11 protein-coding genes, 1 tRNA gene and 1 pseudogene are annotated in these 19,175 nt (G+C 61.6%); 6 read left to right on the top strand and 7 right to left on the bottom strand.

What is annotated here, in order from left to right:
* Positions 1–5 precede the first annotated feature (5 nt).
* Positions 6–1,502, bottom strand: a complete 1,497-nt coding sequence (locus RlegSU303_RS02020) for a CoA-acylating methylmalonate-semialdehyde dehydrogenase (RefSeq protein ID WP_231283395.1) — start codon at positions 1,500–1,502, stop codon at positions 6–8.
* Between the two features lie 180 nt (positions 1,503–1,682).
* Between RlegSU303_RS02020 and RlegSU303_RS02015 the strand changes: the two genes are divergently transcribed.
* Together RlegSU303_RS02015 and RlegSU303_RS02010 are read left to right on the top strand one after the other, a co-directional pair.
* Complete coding sequence (locus tag RlegSU303_RS02015) at positions 1,683–1,997, top strand: putative quinol monooxygenase (protein ID WP_064652519.1); 315 nt, start codon at positions 1,683–1,685, stop codon at positions 1,995–1,997.
* Positions 1,994–2,875 (top strand): LysR family transcriptional regulator, encoded by an 882-nt coding sequence (locus RlegSU303_RS02010; protein ID WP_064652521.1) that lies wholly within the window; start codon positions 1,994–1,996, stop codon positions 2,873–2,875. The genes RlegSU303_RS02015 and RlegSU303_RS02010 overlap by 4 nt, the downstream gene beginning before the upstream one ends.
* Here RlegSU303_RS02010 and RlegSU303_RS02005 read toward each other — a convergent pair.
* The 3 genes from RlegSU303_RS02005 to traA form a co-directional block, all read right to left on the bottom strand.
* The gene (locus RlegSU303_RS02005; protein ID WP_017959047.1) at positions 2,872–3,039 is read right to left on the bottom strand and encodes a hypothetical protein; all 168 of its coding nucleotides are present in this window, start codon (positions 3,037–3,039) and stop codon (positions 2,872–2,874) included. The two genes, RlegSU303_RS02010 and RlegSU303_RS02005, sit on opposite strands and share 4 nt — an antisense overlap.
* Positions 3,040–3,083: 44 nt before the next feature.
* Positions 3,084–3,521, bottom strand: a complete 438-nt coding sequence (locus tag RlegSU303_RS02000; protein WP_017959046.1) for a DUF4174 domain-containing protein — start codon at positions 3,519–3,521, stop codon at positions 3,084–3,086.
* 325 nt (positions 3,522–3,846) lie between these two features.
* Positions 3,847–8,493, bottom strand: a complete 4,647-nt coding sequence (gene traA, locus RlegSU303_RS01995) for a Ti-type conjugative transfer relaxase TraA (protein WP_231283394.1) — start codon at positions 8,491–8,493, stop codon at positions 3,847–3,849.
* Positions 8,494–8,815: 322 nt separating this feature from the next.
* Between traA and RlegSU303_RS01990 the strand changes: the two genes are divergently transcribed.
* Together RlegSU303_RS01990 and RlegSU303_RS34455 are read left to right on the top strand one after the other, a co-directional pair.
* Positions 8,816–9,811, top strand: coding sequence for a nucleotidyltransferase and HEPN domain-containing protein (locus tag RlegSU303_RS01990; RefSeq protein WP_231283393.1), 996 nt, complete (start codon positions 8,816–8,818; stop codon positions 9,809–9,811).
* 15 nt (positions 9,812–9,826) lie between these two features.
* Positions 9,827–10,050 (top strand): annotated as a pseudogene (locus tag RlegSU303_RS34455) (helix-turn-helix domain-containing protein); the annotation flags it as partial.
* Positions 10,051–10,157: 107 nt separating this feature from the next.
* Here RlegSU303_RS34455 and RlegSU303_RS01985 read toward each other — a convergent pair.
* Positions 10,158–10,234: transfer RNA gene (locus RlegSU303_RS01985), tRNA-His, on the bottom strand.
* A 130-nt stretch (positions 10,235–10,364) separates the two neighbouring features.
* Entirely contained in the window at positions 10,365–10,814 is a 450-nt protein-coding gene (locus RlegSU303_RS01980) for a phasin (protein WP_003545621.1), read from the bottom strand.
* A gap of 213 nt (positions 10,815–11,027) precedes the next feature.
* Here RlegSU303_RS01980 and RlegSU303_RS01975 point away from each other — a divergent pair, with 213 nt between their 5' ends.
* Complete coding sequence (locus RlegSU303_RS01975) at positions 11,028–14,885, top strand: ATP-binding protein (protein WP_094086708.1); 3,858 nt, start codon at positions 11,028–11,030, stop codon at positions 14,883–14,885.
* Between the two features lie 215 nt (positions 14,886–15,100).
* Here RlegSU303_RS01975 and RlegSU303_RS01970 read toward each other — a convergent pair whose 3' ends face one another.
* The gene (locus tag RlegSU303_RS01970; protein ID WP_231283392.1) at positions 15,101–17,053 is read right to left on the bottom strand and encodes an acetoacetate--CoA ligase; all 1,953 of its coding nucleotides are present in this window, start codon (positions 17,051–17,053) and stop codon (positions 15,101–15,103) included.
* Positions 17,054–17,272: 219 nt separating this feature from the next.
* Between RlegSU303_RS01970 and RlegSU303_RS01965 the strand changes: the two genes are divergently transcribed.
* Positions 17,273–19,165 carry an AsmA family protein gene (locus RlegSU303_RS01965; RefSeq protein ID WP_094086710.1) on the top strand — a complete coding sequence of 631 codons (1,893 nt, stop codon included), beginning with the start codon at positions 17,273–17,275 and terminating at the stop codon, positions 19,163–19,165.
* Positions 19,166–19,175 lie beyond the last annotated feature (10 nt).

The raw sequence follows: 19,175 nt of genomic DNA, 5'->3' as shown, positions 1-19,175 counted from the left end.
GGAGATCACTTCATCGTCGGCATGACGAATTCGGCGCCGCTCTTGATGCCGGAGGGCCAGCGGGCGGTGACGGTCTTGGTCTTCGTCCAGAACTTGATCGAATCCGTGCCATGCTGGTTGAGGTCGCCGAAGCTCGAGGCCTTCCAGCCGCCGAAGGAGTGGTAGGCGAGCGGAACCGGGATCGGAACGTTGATGCCGATCATGCCGATATTGATGCGCGAGGCGAAATCGCGGGCGGCATCGCCGTCACGGGTGTAGATGGCGACGCCGTTGCCATATTCGTGCTTCATCGGCAGAGACAGCGCCTCCTCATAGTTCTGGGCACGAACGACGGAGAGAACAGGCCCGAAGATCTCGGTCTTGTAGATATCCATCTCAGGCGTAACGTTATCGAACAGGCAACCGCCGACGAAATAGCCGTCTTCATAACCCTGGAGCTTGAAATCGCGGCCGTCGACGACGAGCTTGGCACCTTCCTCGATACCGCGGTCGATCAGGCCGCGAACACGGGTATAGGCTTCCTTGGTGACGAGCGGGCCCATGTCGGCCTTGTCGTCGGTATAGGGGCCGATGCGCAGGGATTCGATCTTCGGCGTCAGCTTCTCGACGAGGCGGTTGGCGGTCTCCTCGCCGACCGGAACGGCAACCGAGATCGCCATGCAGCGCTCGCCAGCCGAACCGTAGCCTGCGCCCATCAGCGCGTTGACGGCCTGATCCAGGTCAGCATCGGGCATGATGATCATGTGGTTCTTGGCGCCGCCGAAGCACTGGGCGCGTTTGCCGTTCATCGCCGCGGTGCCATAGACGTATCGAGCGATCGGCGTAGAGCCGACGAAGGAGACGGCGCCGATATCGGGATCGGTAAGGATCGCGTCGACCGCACCCTTGTCGCCATTGACGACGTTGAGGATGCCGGCGGGCAGACCGGCCTCGATCATCAGTTCGGCGAGACGGATCGGCAGGGAGGGATCACGCTCGGAGGGCTTCAGGATAAAGGCGTTGCCGCAGGCGATCGCCGGCGCAAACATCCACATCGGGATCATGCCGGGGAAATTGAAGGGCGTAATGCCGGCGCCGATGCCGACCGGCTGGCGGATCGAATACATGTCGATCGCCGGTCCGGCGCCTTCGGTGAACTCGCCCTTGGCGAGATGGGGAATGCCGCAGACGAATTCGCAGACTTCGAGGCCGCGGATAACGTCGCCCTTGGCATCCTCGATCGTCTTGCCGTGTTCCTTGGAGAGGATTTCGGCGAGCTCGTCCATGTGCTTGTTCAGGAGTTCGACGAATTTGAAGAAGACGCGGGCGCGGCGCTGCGGATTGGTGGCAGCCCATTTCGGTTGCGCAGCCTTGGCGTTTTCGACAGCGGCGCGCAGTTCCTCGACGCTTGCGAGCGCGACCGTCGCCTGCACTTCGCCTGTTGCCGGATTGTAGACGTTGCTGACGCGGCCGCTGGTGCCGGCAACCTGTTTGCCGCCGATGAAATGACCGATCTCACGCATGGGTGTTCCTCCTGTTTTTGGATGGCCGACAATCGCACTTCAATTTGCACAAATCAATGCGCTGATATAAGCAACCGTTGTGCGCAAATTATAGCTCTATCATTGCATCAGGCGCTGCCGTTGCTTCCAAACTTGGCACCGCACGCCAACAAGTCAAACCCCAAAGGGGAGGTCAAACCGATGAGCCGGAAACCCGTCGTCAGAATGGCGGAGTTGGAGATCGATCCGGACACGCTTGAAACCTATCGCGCAGTGCTCACGGAAGAAATCGAAGCATCCCTAGCGCTGGAAGACGGCGTCCTTTCCCTGAGCGCCGTTTCCATCAGGGACACCCCAAACCGGATCCGTATCCTTGAAGTCTACGCCGACCAGGAAGCATACGACGCCCATCTGCGAACACCGCATTTCCTTAAGTACAAGAACCAGACGGCGCACATGGTGACATCGCTGACGCTTATCGAGGTCGATCCGATCGCAATACGTGCCAAGCCATGAACTGGGACGATGTTCGTATTTTCCTCGCCGTCGCCCGCACCGGGCAGATCCTTGCCGCCTCGAAGCGGCTGGGGCTCAATCACGCCACGCTCTCGCGTCGACTGACGTCGCTGGAAGAGGCGCTGAAGACGCGGCTTTTCATCCGTCGCACGAATGGCTGCGAGCTGACGGCCGAAGGCGAAGTGTTCCTGGCATCCGCAGAGCGGATGGAAACGGAAATGCTGGCCGTGCAGGCCTGCCTCGGCCACACAGATACGGCAATTGCCGGGACTGTGCGCGTCGGGGCGCCCGACGGCTTCGGTGTTTCCTTCCTTGCGCCGCGCATGGGCAGATTGATCGAGCGCCATCCGGAGCTGAAGATCCAACTCGTACCGGTTCCCCGGTCCTTCTCGCTCTCGCAGCGCGAGGCCGATATCGCCATCACGCTCGAGCGACCGGACCAAGGCCGGCTCGTTTCCTCGAAGCTGACGGATTACACGCTCGGCCTTTATGCCTCGCGAAATTATCTGGCGTCACAGGGAGCACCTGCCGATATCGACGCGCTCAAGGCCCATCGCCGCATCGGCTATGTCGAAGACCTGATCTTCACCGCGTCCCTGAATTTTTCCGGCGCAGTCATGCGGAGTTGGGATGCAGGCTTCGAGATTTCGACGGCGATCGGACAGACGGAGGCGGTGCGAACAGGCGCCGGCATCGGCATCCTGCATGATTATATCGCCAGGCAATATCCGGAACTCCAGCGCATTTTGCCGGAGGTTTCGATCCGGCGCGCTTACTGGACGACCTATCACGAAACCGCGCGCGACCTGCTACGCGTCAGGAGCGTCGCCGATTTTCTTCAGGAACTCGTCAGCGCCGAACGGCACATCTTTCTTTAAGTCTCGAAGGTGTGTTTTGCCGGTTCGTCGTTCTCGTCGGGATTTGGAACCGGCGCTTCGTCGGGCAACCGGTCAGGCTCGGGTTCCTTGATCGGAGGCTCTGGCTTCCAGCCAGGCCCGGGCATCGGCGGCTGGTCGGGAATGGGTTCGTTGGGCACGGACATGACCGCCTCCCTTTCATGATTTCCGTTTACGCGACGTTCGGGTTTTATTTGTCCGGCTTCAGCGATTCCGCAGCACGCATCGGCATGCTGTCGATGATGGCGAAGAGCTCGCCATCGGTAATCGGCTCGCTGGCCTTGAGCTTCACGGTGCCGTCCTTGCCGAGAAGGAAAGCGGCGAATTCGCCGACCTCCGCCGCCTCGAGATCGCGGCGGATCGCTTCGCCGTCGAGATCGTCGGCCGCACCGAAGAGCGGACGGACGCCGGCGCCGGAAACCTTCAGCACCACCAGGTCGCGCTCATCGAGGGCCGAACGGTTGGCGAGCAGGTGATTTTCCTGCCGGGCAGCGCGGGAATTATCCCTGTCGGCGAATAGGATGAAGACGCGGTTCTTCCACTGGAACTGGGCGAGGCTCTCGATCGGCGCATAAGCGCTGTTGGTCTCGTCGATCTTCGTCGCGCCGTAGAGCAGGGTTTTCGACATGCGTATTCTCCCGTCAGCTGGAGAACGGCCCGAAACGGCGCGGGTTCCATCGAAACGTCAGGATCCGTATTTTTGTCGGCGAAGATCTTCCTCATTTCCAGCAGCGGCATTCGGCTCCAATCCAATCGGAATTAGTCGTTTGGCATTTTCGCCGGCGCCCCTTATCGCCTATGCGTCTGGATAAACGCATTCTGCTCACCTGAGCTGCGATACCTTCTTTGCCATCCGTTCGTTTCCCAGCCCGGATAATGCAACCGGAACACTCCAGCCAAGACTGATCCATTTTATGGATACAGATCAACAGAAATGGCCTCTCTTGTTTTGCTTAAGGGCCATTCATATCGATGCCACGCCCGCGGTTGACAGCCCGCTGGCGCCGCTCCGAGATGATCTGCTCGCTGCTTTCCATCCGGACAGCTTGCTGCAGGACTTTCAGCCTGTCCTGCAGCGCCTCGAACGCACGGCGCTGCAGCGGCGGGATGCGGTTGATAAGATCCTTTTCGCCGCGAACGATGGCGTTGCGACCAAAGCGCTCGTCGAGCGCCCGGCTGACGGCGTCGAACTCCCGGCGAATGCCGGGATCGAGCGAAGCGGCAGGGGCGCTCAGCTTGCGGCCATTGTTCTTCGCCTCTGCTGTCAGCCGCATAAGCGCCTCTTCCGCCGCCTTCGACAGGCCGGGAATGGCGACTGTCATGCGCCGTCGTTCTTCAGTAATAGCCTGGCGTTCGGCATCGAGCACGTTGACGTAGGCCGAGCCGAGCGCCCGCAGGCGAGCGGCCGCTTCAGGCATGGCCTGCACCGCCTCTTTCCGCTCCCGGCCGGCGGCCAGCATCCGATCCATCAGGCGATCGGAACCGCGCAATGCCCCGTAGGCGGCCGGATCGTTGGTCACCGCAGCGGCGATGCGATCGGCAGCAAAACCTTTCTGGAGCAGCTCTTCGATCTTGCTGACGGCGCCGGCCGGATCGCGCCAGATCATGCTTGCCACGGTCGCCAGCGCGGCGCGCTGCTGGCGATACAGCGGCGTGGCGAGAGTGCGCAATCTCGCCTCCTCGTCGATCGGGGTCTTGAATTCGGTGACTGCGGCGAGCATAGGCAGCACCGCGGCATTCTCCTTGCCTGCCTCCATCCCCTGATCGGCACTGGCGCCAGCAACAATCTTCGAACGATCCCGCCGCTCGGCGAGATGCTGCTCCTCGGCAAAGCGCTTCACGGCTTCAAACAGCCGGGTCAACTTCTCGCCTCTGATGCTCGCGAGGTCTTCCGGCATACGCTCGACCACGTTGCGTTCGGCAACCGCATCGGCCTTCGAGGTAAAGGCGCTCCAGCCGAAGCGGGCGGTGAGCGCCTCGCTGACGGCCTTGACCTCCTGCACGAGCGAGCGGTCTTCTGTGGCGAGCGCAAAGGCGCTCTTGTAGGCGTCGTCCCCTCCCTGCCTGCGCACCGCCTCGATCTCGACGAGACGCTTCATCGCCTTTCTGGAGGGCGCCGGGATCGGCAGGGACATATGAGCGCGGCGCTGTTGCTCACGGAGATCGAAGCGTTCGGCATTCCGGCGGAACTCCGTCGCATGGGCGCGGGCCAACGGTATCAGTTCCAGCAATGCCGCGGTCGCGACGCTGCGCTCGTCACGTGCGGCCCGACCGTCGACGATCAGATCGGAACCACGCAGGCGGCCGAGCCGATCCGGTGCTGCGGCAAGATCCTCGGCAAGCTTGCGGGGTTCGAGGCCTGCATCCGAGGAAAGCGCGTTCAGGGCGACAAGTGCTGCATCCGGGTCACGATAGATCTTCTCCAGCAGCGGCCGCAGGATGGCTTCGCGCTCTTTCCAGGCCGGCGACGCAAGCTGAGCCAGCCGCGCGTCCTCGTCGACGCTCCTGGCAAAGACCGTGGTGGGCGCGATCAGATACCGCGCACGGCCAGCATCTGCATCCGAGACGCTTTGCGTTTCAATTCGCTCCTCATTGTAGGAGACGCGCCGCTCCCGCTCGATCGCAAAACCGAGCGCCATGCTGGCCCGCTCCCAGAGCTCAGCCACCTGCTCCCTCTTTTCCGCAATCCACGCCCACCGCCGCGAGACCTCCTCTTCCATGCCGGCGGCAGCTCGAGAAAGAGTGTCGAGCCCACGACGCCGGGCGAAGTCGTCGGCATGGGCCTGGTAGCCGGCCTCGCTTTCAAAATCGAGTGTCGTCGTCTTGGCACCGGCGCGCGACAGACGTTCGACGAGCTGCTTGAACACATCCGGCCGATGGCTTTCCCGCTCGACGCGCTCCAGGCGAGCTTCGGCGGTTTCGATGCGTTTCGCGGTCCAGACATTGCGGTCGACTTCTCTTTCCTCGAACCGCTTCTGGCCGGTTTGTTCGTCGACGACCGGAACCTGAACCTTGACCTTCTCGACACCGTCCTTGCGCAGGGTCACTGTATCGCCTTCCGAGATGCCACTCTCCTCGAGTGCCTTCGGCAGGCTCACACCCCAGAGACGATGAACAGTTCCGTCATCCGCCTTCACGTCGGCATAGGGACTGTCGTCGGCATCCTCGTCATTTGGCCGGAATTTGGCTTGTCCTGTTTCCACGAGCTCGCCGGTGACGCCGGCAGCATGATCGACACGCGGCTTCCTCCCCCATTCCGGCCTCGCTTCAAAATCTTCCTTCGCGGCATAGAGGTCAGCGCGGTCGCGATGCCGGGTCATCGACACATAGGTCAGATGTTGATCCATCATGCCGGTTGCGAGCACGAAGGTTCGCTCGACGGTGGCACCTTGTGATTTGTGAATGGTCGCGGCGTAGCCATGATCGACATTGCGATAGCTGTCCTCACTGATGACGACGTCACGACCATTGTCGAGACGCACCGAAAGCAATGTGTCGCCCCGTTTGTCGCTGGTGGACACCACCGTCCCGAGCATGCCGTTCTTGACATATTGCGGACCGAGACGGGGAGCACGGGGCTCGAGGAAGCGGGCATTCTCCAGAAAGTTGATGCGATCGCCGGCGGCGAATTCTCGCGCGCCGCGTTCGGCCCGGAAAGAGCGACCCTCACCGAGCGCCCCCTCACCTATCATCACCGATCGCAGTGCTTCGTTCAGGCGCTTCACGTCGGCATTGGTATGGGCAAGCACAAGCAGTTCGTCGCCGCGAAGGCGACCGTCATTGCCTTCGAGGACCGACGTCTCGATTGCCAGTTTGCGCGCTTCGCTCCAATCGGCGACGATCCGATCGATGATTTCGTCGCGCGTCGCCGCCTCGATAAGGTGACCCTGTCGGGCATAGGCGTCGAGACCTTGTTCGACCTCGCCGCGCGCAAAAAGCCGTGACGCCTCGCGCGCCCAGTCTTCGCGCTGGCGGCGCACGCCGGCGAGTTCGGCAAAACCGATGCGCTCGGTGATCGCCCGGAAGGCCGCACCCGCCTGGATCGGCTGAAGCTGCATCGCATCGCCGACCAGCACGACTTTCGCCCCTGCTTGTTCCACGAGCTTCAGCACGCGGGCCATCTGCTGCGACGACACCATGCCGGCCTCGTCGATGACAATCACATCACCGCGGTGAAGCGTCTCGTGTCCATTGGCCCAGATGAGTTCCCAGGCGGCGAGTGTTCGCGAGCTGATGCCGGAACTGTCTTCCAGCCCCTCAGCGGCCTTCCCCGCAAGGGCCGCGCCGATCACCCGGCGGCCATCGTGTTCCCAGGCGAGGCGTGCGGCGGCGAGCAGGGTCGACTTGCCGGCACCGGCAAGGCCGACCACCGCAGCAATGCCGCTGTCACCGGTGATATGACGGACCGCGTCCACCTGCTCCGCATCGAGCCGAAAAGACTTTTCCGGATCTGCTGTTTCGACATTTTCGATCGCTGCGGCCACGCTCTCGGCCGAAACTGCAAAACCGCGACGTTCCGATAAAACCTGCGCGGACCGCGACATGTCATATTCGATGCGAAGGATCTCGCGCGTGGTGAAGACGGCAGGTTCGCTCGCCTTGCCCGTTTCGGCATCGACCTGCTGCGGCTTCAGCATGATGAGATCGTCCGATGCCATCAGCCGCGCGCGGATATTGGCGAAGTCGGCGGGATCGTCGACGTATCGATGCAGCGCCTTGGCGATATCGCGCTCATCGAAGGTGGAGCGTTCATTGCTCAACTGCTTCAGCAGAAGCGCAGGATCTACCAGCAGCCGGTCGGCCATCTCGTGGCGACGGGCAAGATCGGCTGGCGCGAAATACATCTCGGCACCCCGGCGGGAGAGTGCTGCCTTCTCCGGACCGAGATGTCTTTGCGCAATGCCATCAAGCCCCTGTTCGGCATAGGAGCGGCCATCGAGCCGGATCTCGTGGCCTGCAAGCGCCAGGTGCCGGTTGGCCGTCTCCGCCCAGGCGACTTTCCAGGCCTGCAAGGTTTCCTTGTCGCCGCCCCATGACTTATAGACAATCCGACCCCCGGGCCGCCCGGGCGGGAAGAAACGCAGTGGCTCGCCATTCTCTCCCAAGACAGGAGCGTTTTTCGGCCCGAAGCCCTCTTCCGTCAGCGGTCTCACGGTCGTCAGCAGATGAATATGCGGGTTGCTATCCTTGTCGTGGTAGACCCAATCGGCGACCATTGCCTCGGACGTGAAATTATCACGGACGAATTCGCGCACCAGTGCGATGTTCTCGGCCCGCGTCAGCTCTTCCGGCAGCGCGATAATCAGCTCTCTCGCCAGCCGCGCGTTTGCCAGTTTCTCGAAAGCTTCAACAGCATTCCACAGCGCTTCACTGGCACCGGCAACGGAACGCCCCTCAACCGCCGACCGCAGCCAATTCGGCGCCTGATCCGGCAGGGCCAGTTCCTCGTGCACCAGCTCGGAGGCGCCGCGCCGATAGCTGAACGACGTGCCGGCCTGTTCGTCCATCATCCTGGTGCGATGACGATAGGCGGCGGCCGCGACGATGTTGCGTCCCGCTCCCCGGCTGATCACCTGCGCTCTGACGAACATGATCGCCATGATTGTCCTCGCATATTCGGAGCAGTTGCACCAACGAGCGACATCGCTCTTTCACAATAGTCAGACCGAACGACTGACGCGCTCCGCGCTTGTCTCCGGTTTTCGCGCGGGTCCATCAACTGCGACAAATAGGCGATTTAACTGTTTTATTCAAGACAGTATAATCTAAGCCGGATTTCATGCTTTGTTCGCCCCAAGGCATGGCGTTCCAACTACGCCGAATTCAGACAATCCTCGTCCCTAAGCGCTTGAAGCTTTTCATCAATCCTCAGCGTGGGGTTGGCAACCGGATGAGACGTAAGGGCAAAACTGGAGTTGAGCGATGCTAAAATTGCCAGTAGACGATATTGGATCTTTCGCCTATCGATTGCTTATGAAATCGTCGCTTGAACATATGCCGCTTCGCAAGCAGCGAGAACTCGGCCGCGTCCTGGAAATCCTCCACGAGGAATTCGAGGACGCGTTGAAAGAGGGTACCGCCGATTTCAAGAAGCGCGGCAGGATCCTGAAGATCATTCTGTTCGGCTCCTACGCCAAGGGCGGATGGGTCGATGAACCTTTCACCATGAAGGGGTATCGCTCCGATTTCGATCTGCTGATCATCGTCAACAACCGCAAGCTCTGCGAGTTCGCCGAGTACTGGTACAAGGCCGCCGACCGCCTCATTCACGACGCCTCGATCGAAACGCCGGTGAGCTTTATCGTCCATTCCAGACGCGAGGTGAATACCTACCTCAGGGAGGGGCAATATTTCTTCTCAGACATTCGCAAGGAAGGCATTGTTCTCTACGAACTCGACGATGAGCCGCTGGCCGAGGCCGAGCCTCATTCGTCGGAAGATCGACTGCGAATTGCGAAAGAACATTACGAGGATCGGCTAACACTTTCGCGGTCATTTCTAAAGATAGGAATATCTTGCGTTAGCGAAAAGGAACTCCGAGTCGCAGCATTCCAGCTCCATCAGGCGTTGGAACAAGCCTATTCCTGCGTTCTCCTGACCCTAACAAATTACGGCCCGCCTTCCCACAACATCAAATTCCTCCGCTCCCTTTCCGAAGAACAGGATCGGCGGTTAGCTGAGGCATTTCCTCGCGATCAGCATCGTGAACGCGCCTGGTTCAACACGTTGAACGAGGCATATGTGAAGGCGCGCTATTCGAAACATTTCGAAATCAGCGAGGAAGCGCTTGGCTGGCTCGCAGAACAAACTGCGTTACTGCTCGAACTAGTCAAGATGGTTTGCGAAGGGCACCTGGAGACCCTTAGAGGAATAGTTGGCAGCGACATAATCAAGCGAGATTCGCTTTCATGCGATTGACCAACTGCGCGAACGGAATTCGCCATCTCGGGCACGACCGGCTACAAAATCTTCAATTGCTACAAAGATGACGGCCTGGAAGCCCTGACGGATCTGTCTTGCGCCTGGTGCGTTGCGCCAACCAACTACCTCAGCCGGTCGAGGCGATGATCATCTGGCAAAAGGAGCCGCATTGGGGTACCAGGAAGGTCAGAGAACTGCTGGTCAAGCGCCTAGCCAGCGATGTGCGCGTGCCGTCAAGCAAAGGACTTTGCGACCGATCGACGACCCGTTTCTGCACGAGGTTGCCACCCAATGTCTTAGGGACGATCTGTTACCTATGTCTTCGATATGGACAAGTGGGAGATGGTACGGTTGGGGGGTCTCGAACCTCCGACCTCAGGTGCCACAAACCTGCGCTCTAACCAACTGAGCTACAACCGCATAAATCGCGCTTGGCGCGACGGGGGTCACATACGAGGACTTGGAGATGAATTCAAGCCCCATTCCTCGTCAATATACAAAAAGGCTGGACGCGAGGTCCAGCCTTTTATCTCCGATCGGTAAAGACCGATCAGGCAACCTTGAAGGAAGCCATGGCCTTTTCGGCGGCGTCCTTGGAGGGCTTTGCGAGCTTCTCGGCCACCTGCTTGGTGGTTTCCTGGATCGACTTCGCCTGCTCGACGGTGAGTTCGGCCTGCTTGCGGATGAACGAGGTCTGCAGCTCGAAGAATTCGGCCGGGGACTTGACGCCGAGCAGCGCTTCGAAGTGCGACAGCGAGTTCTCGGAGTTGATGCGCAGGATGTCGATCGCCTTCAGGCCGATCTCGACGCTGCCGGCCTGAGCCGTCTGGACGGTGGCTTCGAGCGTCTTGCCGGCTTCCTCGCCAGCGGTCTTCAGCTTGGCATAGGCATCCTTCGACTGCTGAGCGCCCTTTTCGGCGAATTCACGGAAGGATTCCGTGAACTTGGACGGGTCGAAAGAAGCGATTGAAAAAACGTCGTCGGTCTTTATGGTAGCCATGGGTCGCATCCTTTGGGTTGAGGCAGCCGCTGCCTGCGTTAGTTGGATGATGCTTATATAAGACATTTCATTGTGCATTGCAACAATGATTGTGCAGTGCACAAGACGTTAACCTTTCCGGCCGAAAACCCCCTGCTCTTCTGGACCGGCATGCGCCCCGCAGTTATTAATAAGCCGTTAATTTAAGAAGGCCGACAGCGACAAGGTTCGAACATGCCCGCAGTCCAATATCCGTTCATCGATATCGCCGTGCATGCACGGGTGCGGGAACGCTTTTCACGCGGCGAGGCCATGGTGCTGTTTTCGGCCGATCTTGCGCGCCTGCTCTGGGCGAACGGTGCGGGTGCGGAGCTTTTCGGCCATTCGGCAGTCTATGACCTGCTTGATCAGGGGGTCGACCGCACCGACATCACCTTCCGCCAGCTGGAAACGGCGGCGCGCCAGCTGACCGATATCGGCGACAGCCGCAGCCTGATGATCCGCGTCGCCAGGGGCTTCCAGCGTGCGCAGGTGCAGGCGGCGGCCGAACTGATCCGGCTTTCCCAGGGCGAAAAGGCCATCCTGTTTTCGGTGCCGGTCTCGGCAAAGCCCCTCGCGGCCGGCGCATCGGCCGCCCAGATGCTGCAGGGACTTGATGATCCCGATACGCATATGGCGGTGATCGGCGCCGATGGCGAAGTCATCGCGGCTTCGCCGGGCTTTGCCTCGCTCGGGATCTCCGAGCAGACTGCAAAGACCTTGATCAACCTTGCCGGCGCGCATCCCGACCGATTGGTGAAGCGACCCGTCGCGACCGGCAGAGGCAATCTTCCGGCCGCGGTCGGCAAGCTCAGCGACGATCCGGCGCTTAATCTGCTCTTTGCGGTGGAGACCGCGATCGGTCATCTCGACCCGCTCGACGCGCCCGCGCTCGATCCAGTCGATGCGTCCACGCTCGACCCGGTCGATGCGCCCGCACAGGAAGAAAGCGCGCCGCCGGCCGAAGTGCTTCAAGACGACCCTGTCACCCCAGCAGGCTTTACCGAAATCATCGACGCCGTTTCGGGGATCGAGGAGGTCGAGGAGACTCTCGAAGAGATCGCCGGCGAAAACGAACAGCCAGCCGAGACAGACGCGGCATCCGCAGACGAGGCGAGTGAAGAGACCCACCCTGCCGCGGATGCGGAGCCGGAGAGCGACGGCGACATGATCGATAGAAGCGCGGATGAGGCCACCGAGCCCGCCGCGATCATCGAGGACGATGTGACCTCCATTGCGGAGACGGTGGAAACGGCGACGGCGGCGGAACCGCCTGTTGAAGCCGGCGAAACGCCTGTCGAAGAGGCGCCGGCAGCGGTTCACGAAGAACCCGCCATCGCACCGTCTCTCGTCCCCGATACGCCCCCTGCCCCTGAGCTTGCGGCTGAGCCCGGCTTCGTCTTCAGGCCGAACAGCCGCGCCACGCGCTTCGTCTGGAAGATCGACGCCGAGGGCCGGTTCACAGAGGTCAGCCACGAATTTGCCGAGGCCGTCGGTCCGCATGCGTCCGACATTATCGGTTCTGCCTTCGGCGATGTCGCCGCCCTCTTCAATCTCGATCCTGACGGCAAGCTTTCCGAGGCGCTCGCCCGCCGCGACACGTGGTCGGGCAAGACGATCCTCTGGCCGGTCGAAGGCACCAGCCTCGTCGTTCCGGTCGATCTGGCGGCGCTGCCGACCTATACCCGCAACCGCGACTTCGATGGCTTCCGCGGCTTCGGCGTGGTCCGGCTTTCCGATGCACAGGAAGATCCGCTGGCGCTCGGCCTGACACTCGGCCCTGATGGTATCGGCCATGATGCAGCGAGCCTCGGTCCGGTTGCGGAGCCCGTCGCCGAAGTGGCAGATGAAGCGGAAGCCGCCCCCCAAGAGGTCTCGGCCGAAACCATCGCAGCGGAAGAGATCGACGACCAAGCGTTTACGGCAGCCGAGCCGGAGACCGAAGAGACAGGATCGGAAGAGATCACTGCCGAAAAGGCGATCGTGCAGACCTCAGCGCCGGAGAATGCCGTAGAAGAACAGGCGGTCGGCGCCGACGAAGCACCTGCCGCCGAGCCGGCAGCGGATGTTTCGGACGAGCCGCCGGCGCTTCGGATTTCGGAAACGCCCAATCGCCGTTTCTCCGACAAGATCGTTCAGCTCCACAACAGCGGCGCTGCGCTGACGGCCGCCGAACAGGCCAATTTCCGCGAGATCGCCAAGCGGCTCGAAGCCTTCGGCACCCGCAAGGAAGAGCCTGTCGCCCCGGCGCCGATGGAACCCAACGCCGCGGAAACCGCCGGCTTCGAAAAGGCCCCCGGACCCGAAGAGTTCGAGGCAGAAACACCCATCGCCGAGAAGGCGGAAACACCGTCGCTCGAAGAGATGGCGCCGCAGGAAGCGATCTTCGAGAATGCCGTCGAGGCGGAGCGCGAAGATGATGGCGCCGCCGAAGAACCGGCTGCCATCGCCGAGGACGAGGCAACGGAAGGGCTGGAGGAGACGGCCAGCCAGATCGAGGTTCTCACCAGCTTCATCCCGCCGCGCATCAAGATGACGGACGGGCTTTCGGTGGGAACGGTCGACCAACTGCCTGTTGCCGTGCTCATCCATATCGGCGATGCGCTGATCCATGCCAATCCGGAATTCATGCGGCTGACGGGCTACGGCACGCTCGAGGCATTGCGCGAAGTGGGCGGCATCGAAGCCCTGCTGCAGCGCCGCGAACTCGAGGAGAATGCCGCAGGCTCCGGCACCATGATGCTCGTCAAGGCTGATGATACGCTGGCGCCGGTGACCGCGCGGCTGCAATCTGTGCGCTGGGAAGACGCCAACGCCCTGATGCTGGCGCTGATGCCGGTGGAAGGCAAGGAAGATGGCCGCAGCGACGCAAGCCGCTCCGATGGCCGGTCCGAAGGCCGCCCCGAGCGGATGGTCGAGAAGGTCGCTAAACTCCAGGTCGAAGTGGAAGAATTGCGCTCGATCCTGGAAACGGCGACCGACGGCGTCGTCGTCATCGGCACGGAGGGCGACATCCGCTCGATGAACCGGTCGGCCAGCGCGCTTTTCAATTACGACGAACAGGAGACGCGCGGCAAACCCTTCGTCATGCTATTTGCCCATGAGAGCCAGAAGGCAGTCATCGACTATCTGAACGGCCTCTCCGACCATGGCGTGGCAAGCGTGTTGAACGACGGGCGCGAAGTGATCGGCCGCGAGGCCGCCGGCGGCTTCGTACCGCTGTTCATGACGATGGGCCAGCTCACGTCCTCCAACGGCTACTGCGCGGTCATCCGCGATATCACTCAGTGGAAGCGCACCGAGGACGAGCTGCGCAACGCCAAGGGTGCGGCCGAAACCGCCAACGCCCACAAGACCGATTTCCTCGCCCGCGTCAGTCACGAGATCCGCACGCCGCTCAACGCCATCATCGGCTTTTCCGACATGATGGCCGGCGAGCGCTTCGGGCCGATCGGCCATCCGCGTTATATCGAATATGCCAACGACATCGGCCGCTCCGGCCGGCACGTCCTCGATATTGTCAACGACTTGCTCGACATTTCGAAGATCGAGGCGGGCGAGATGGATCTCGATTTTGCCGCTGTCGGCCTCAACGAGGCGGTCTCCGAGGCCGTGGCTCTGGTACAGCCGCAGGCGAACGGCCAGCGCGTCATCATCCGCACGGCGCTGTCGCATGCGGTACCCGAGGTCGTGGCGGATCTGCGCTCGATCAAGCAGATCGCGCTCAACATCCTGTCGAACGCCATCCGCTTCACCCCGTCAGGCGGGCAGATCGTCGTTTCCACCTCCTATGAAGCCAATGGCAGCGTTGTGTTGAGGGTCCGCGATACCGGCATCGGCATGACGCGCAGCGAACTCGACCAGGCGATGAAGCCGTTCCGGCAGGTCTCCTCGACCCAATCGCGTCACCGCGGTGACGGCACCGGGCTCGGCCTGCCGTTGACCAAGGCGATGGTGGATGCCAACCGAGCGACCTTCTCGATCAATTCGGCGCCGAACGAGGGCACGCTCGTCGAGATCACCTTCCCGTCGCAGCGGGTGCTGGCGGGTTGATAAAGAAAAGGCAGCCAGGAGGCCGCCTTTGAATTTGGTGCTGTTCAACAAGAGCTCAGTCGATCAACGTCATGTTTCGGAGGCCCGAAGGCCCCGGGCCGCATCGTTCATGTGCGGCCCCCAAGTTAGCTTCACCTTTGACAAACCTTTCTTAACGAAAGGTTTCCATGACAGGAAATTGATAAAGGGTGAAAGCTTGTAATCTACGATCGCTGTCAATCCTTCAGCTCGCTTAGCCCGGCGAAGAGCCCCAGCGCCTCTGGATTGGCAAGCGCTTCCTGGTTCTTCACCGGCCGCCCGTGAACGACCTCGCGCACAGCAAGCTCGACGATCTTGCCGGACTTGGTGCGGGGAATATCGGCAACCGCGATGATCTTCGCCGGCACGTGCCGCGGCGAGGCGCCGGTGCGGATGCGGGTCTTGATCGCCTTGACGAGATCCTCGGTCAGCGTCACATCCGGGGCAAGGCGGACGAAGAGGATGACGCGCACGTCGTCGTCCCAGTCCTGGCCGATGCAGAGCGCCTCGGCCACCTCCTCCATCTGCTCCACCTGATTGTAGATCTCGGCCGTGCCGATTCGAACACCACCAGGATTGAGCGTCGCATCCGAGCGGCCGTGAATGACAAGGCCGCCATGCTCCGTCCATTCCGCGAAATCGCCGTGGCACCAGACATTGTCGAACCGGTCGAAATAGGCGGCGCGATATTTGGCGCCGTCGGGGTCGTTCCAGAACATCACCGGCATCGAGGGGAAGGCCTTGGTGCAGACGAGCTCACCTTTCTCCCCACGCACCGGCTTGCCGTCATCGTTCCAGACGTCGACCGCAAGGCCGAGACCGGCCCCCTGGATTTCGCCGCGCCAGACCGGCTGCAGAGGATTGCCGAGCACGAAGCAGGAGACGATATCGGTACCGCCTGAGATCGAGGCGAGCTGTACGTCTTCCTTGATGCCCTCGTAGACGAAGGTGAACCCTTCCGGCGACAGCGGCGAACCGGTGGAGGTCATCAGCCGCAGGCTGGAGAGATCGTGGCTGACGCGCGGCGTCAGCCCGCCCTTGCGCACCGCATCGATATATTTCGCCGAGGTGCCGAAGATGGCGAATTTTTCGGCCTCGGCATAGTCGAACAGCACGTTGCCATCGGGGGCGAAGGGCGAACCGTCGAACAGGCAGAGCGTCGCGCCGCTGGCGAGACCGCTGACCAGCCAGTTCCACATCATCCAGCCGCAGGTGGTGAAATAGAACAGCTTCTCGCCCGCCTGCAGGCCGCAATGCAGCCGCTGCTCCTTGAGGTGCTGCAGCAGCGTGCCGCCGGCCGAATGCACGATGCATTTCGGCACGCCTGTCGTGCCCGATGAAAAGAGGATGTAGAGCGGATGTGCGAAGGCGAGCCGCGTGAACTCGACTTCCTTTGCCTCATAGGGCGAAACAAAGGCTTCCAGGGTCAAAGCTCCCGGCGTCTTGCGCGCCACCGCCTCGGTATCGCCGGCGTAATGGACGATGACCGTGGGGACACCTAAGCTTTTTGCAACCGTGGCGACCTTGGCGCCGACATCCTGCAGCTTGCCGGAATACCAATAGGCATCGCAGGCGATGAACAGCTTCGGACCGATCTGGCCGAAGCGGTCAAGCACACCCTGCTCGCCGAAATCAGGAGAACAGGACGACCATATGGCGCCGATCGAGGCGGCGGCGAGCATGGCGGCGACGGTCTCCGGCATGTTCGGCATCATCGCGGCGATGCGGTCGCCCTTACCGATGCCGAGTGCTGCGAAGGCCTGTTGCAGTGTCGAGACCAGCGCGCGCAGCCGGTCCCACGACCACCGGCCCTCGGCCTTGTCCTCGCCGCGGAAGATGATGGCATCGCCCTCACCGCGGCCCGACAGCAGGTTCTCGGCGAAGTTCAGCGTCGCATCGGGAAAGAAGCGAGCCTCCAGCATGCGGTCGCCATTGGCTAACACCTCTGCGCCAGGCTCTCCCTTGACGCCGCAGAAATCCCAGACGGTCGACCAGAAATTCTCCCGCTCGGCCACCGACCATGCATGCAGATCCTCAAAGCCTGAAAGAGAAAGCCCGAAATCGGCATTGCAGCGCTCCATGAAAGCATGGATCGGGCTTTTTGCAACGGCATCCTCCGAGGGCACCCAAAGTGGTCTGTTATCTTGCATTCAATCCTCCTCCCCAATACCGCCCTTATATCATGCTGCATTGCGTTATAAAGTACGGAAGCGGCGCGATCCGATGCCGTCAATTCAAAGGTTACAGCGTCCTTTGCGCGTCTGAAAAGACGTGCGGCGCTGTAAGAGATTTGCATATGCCTGGCATTTCCTATATCCGGCGAAATCAGCGCATAACGGGATGACCGGCTGAATTTGCCGGCGGAGATCATGAGCACGTCAAGACATCGCAGGTGGCGCAGGAAGATCGGACCCGTTTCGCGCTGGCTTCCGGCCTTCGCCCGCCTGTCGACGGTGTTCCTGCTGATCGCTCTGGCGCTTTTCGTGGCGCTCAGGGTTGCCGCACCCTATCTCATCTCGACCGGCTTCGTGCGCTCCGGCATCGAGGACGCGCTGTCGAAATGGACCGGCTACCATGCCGAGATCAAGGGTAGTCCGGTTCTCGAATTCTGGCCGACGCCGCGCATCACGCTGAACCAGATCACCATCCGCCAGCCGCGCGAAAGCGGCGACAAGCTGCTCGGCAGCATTGAAAGCCTGTCGGCCGATTTTAGCCTCATCGATGCGTTGAGAGGCCGGACGAGTTTCCACGAATTCCATCTGGTGCGCCCCAACCTGGCGCTGACGCGCGATGAAAAAGGGCTCATCGACTGGAGTTATGCCGGCCTGCTCGCACGCGCGATCAGCGGCGTACGCTACGAAAACGGAGCTGAGGTGCTCGATCCTGATCTCGATGCCGAGATCGGCGCGGTGACCGTTGAGGACGGCACGCTTGTGGTCACCGACATCAAGTCCGCCAAAACCTATCATTTCGACAGCGTCACCGCAGATATCGCCTGGCCGAGACTCTCCGGCGCGATCTCGGCGGTGGTCATTGCCCGCATCAACGGCGAAGACCTGAAGGTCGATTTCGCCTCGCGCCAGCCGCTGCTCGCCTTTGCCGGCAGGAATGCCGAGACACGGACATCGCTCACGTCGAACCTTTTGACCGCGCACTTCCAGGGCATTGCCAGCATCGCCAGCCTTTCGGCCTTTTCCGGCAATGCCGCCGTCACCATTCCCGATGTGCCGGCACTCCTGACATGGTCGGGTAAATCGATCCCCGGCATCGCAACGTTGAAGAGCGCCTCGCTGGAATCCGACATCATGTCGTCGGGCAACGGGCTGCGTTTCAATAATCTCAGTCTTTCGTTGAACGAAGCGAGCGCCACCGGGGTGATGGACCTTTTCACCCAACCCGGCAAACGACCGAAGATCGGCGGCACGCTCGCCTTCGACCAGATGAACCTCAAGCCGTTCCTCGACGCCTTTGCGCTCAGGCTCGCTGCCGGCGAGGCGGAGGACATTTCCACCGGCATGAGCGGGCCGCTGCGGGTGCTCGATGTCGACGTCAGGCTTTCTGCACGGCGCGCGCAGATGGGTCTCTTCGAGCTCTCCGATGTCGGCGCCAGCATGATCGTTACCGGCGGCGAGGCGAAGTTCGATATCGGCGACAGCCAGTTCGAAGGCGGTGAAATGACCGCGCATCTGGAAGCGACGCAGCGCGACTTCGACGGCGGCGGCAAGTTGCAGCTGTCGATCCGCAATGCCGACTTCGCAGCCCTTGCCGAGCGCCTGCAGCTGAAGGGTCCGCTGCCGCTTGCAACCGGATCGCTCGATCTCGACCTGCAGTCACCGAAGGCGATCTGGACGACCGGCCTTGCCGACGTCACCGGCAGGCTGCACTTCTGGACCGGGGAAGGCACGATTCCCGGCATCGATGCCGCAGCACTTCGGACGCAGGCGGCCGAAAAGCCGTTCTTTCCGCTGAGCGCGGCAGCAGGCGGCGCCTTCGCCTTCAACCAGCTCAACCTTCAGGCCGATTTTGCCAACGGTTCCGCCGAAATGCACGACGCCCGCATCGCCGGCGCCACACAGACGCTGACGCTTTCCGGCGTCATCACCTATCAGTCGAACGGGCTGGCGCTTTCCGGATCGCTTGATGCAACCGATCCTGCCAAGGCGGCGGAGCTACCGCTTCTGCCGTTCTTCATCGGCGGCTCATGGCCGAACCCGGTGATCTCGCCGGTTCCGCTTTTCGGCAATACGCCTCAGGCGCAATAAAGCGCGAGGA

Source organism: Rhizobium sp. SU303, from assembly GCF_021052345.1.
GTDB classification, from domain to species: Bacteria; Pseudomonadota; Alphaproteobacteria; order Rhizobiales; family Rhizobiaceae; genus Rhizobium; species Rhizobium laguerreae.
The sequence above is the reverse complement of the archived record's forward strand: the minus strand, read 5'-3'. Positions and strand labels throughout refer to the sequence as shown.

Bases quoted from the DNA above. Each gene is read 5' to 3' on its own strand.
- RlegSU303_RS02020 (WP_231283395.1), bottom strand. From the start codon at position 1,502: ATGCGTGAGATCGGTCATTTCATCGGCGGCAAACAGGTTGCCGGCACC.
- RlegSU303_RS02015 (WP_064652519.1), top strand. From the start codon at position 1,683: ATGAGCCGGAAACCCGTCGTCAGAATGGCGGAGTTGGAGATCGATCCG.
- RlegSU303_RS02010 (WP_064652521.1), top strand. From the start codon at position 1,994: ATGAACTGGGACGATGTTCGTATTTTCCTCGCCGTCGCCCGCACCGGG.
- RlegSU303_RS02005 (WP_017959047.1), bottom strand. From the start codon at position 3,039: ATGTCCGTGCCCAACGAACCCATTCCCGACCAGCCGCCGATGCCCGGG.
- RlegSU303_RS02000 (WP_017959046.1), bottom strand. From the start codon at position 3,521: ATGTCGAAAACCCTGCTCTACGGCGCGACGAAGATCGACGAGACCAAC.
- traA (WP_231283394.1), bottom strand. From the start codon at position 8,493: ATGGCGATCATGTTCGTCAGAGCGCAGGTGATCAGCCGGGGAGCGGGA.
- RlegSU303_RS01990 (WP_231283393.1), top strand. From the start codon at position 8,816: ATGCTAAAATTGCCAGTAGACGATATTGGATCTTTCGCCTATCGATTG.
- RlegSU303_RS01980 (WP_003545621.1), bottom strand. From the start codon at position 10,814: ATGGCTACCATAAAGACCGACGACGTTTTTTCAATCGCTTCTTTCGAC.
- RlegSU303_RS01975 (WP_094086708.1), top strand. From the start codon at position 11,028: ATGCCCGCAGTCCAATATCCGTTCATCGATATCGCCGTGCATGCACGG.
- RlegSU303_RS01970 (WP_231283392.1), bottom strand. From the start codon at position 17,053: ATGCAAGATAACAGACCACTTTGGGTGCCCTCGGAGGATGCCGTTGCA.
- RlegSU303_RS01965 (WP_094086710.1), top strand. From the start codon at position 17,273: ATGAGCACGTCAAGACATCGCAGGTGGCGCAGGAAGATCGGACCCGTT.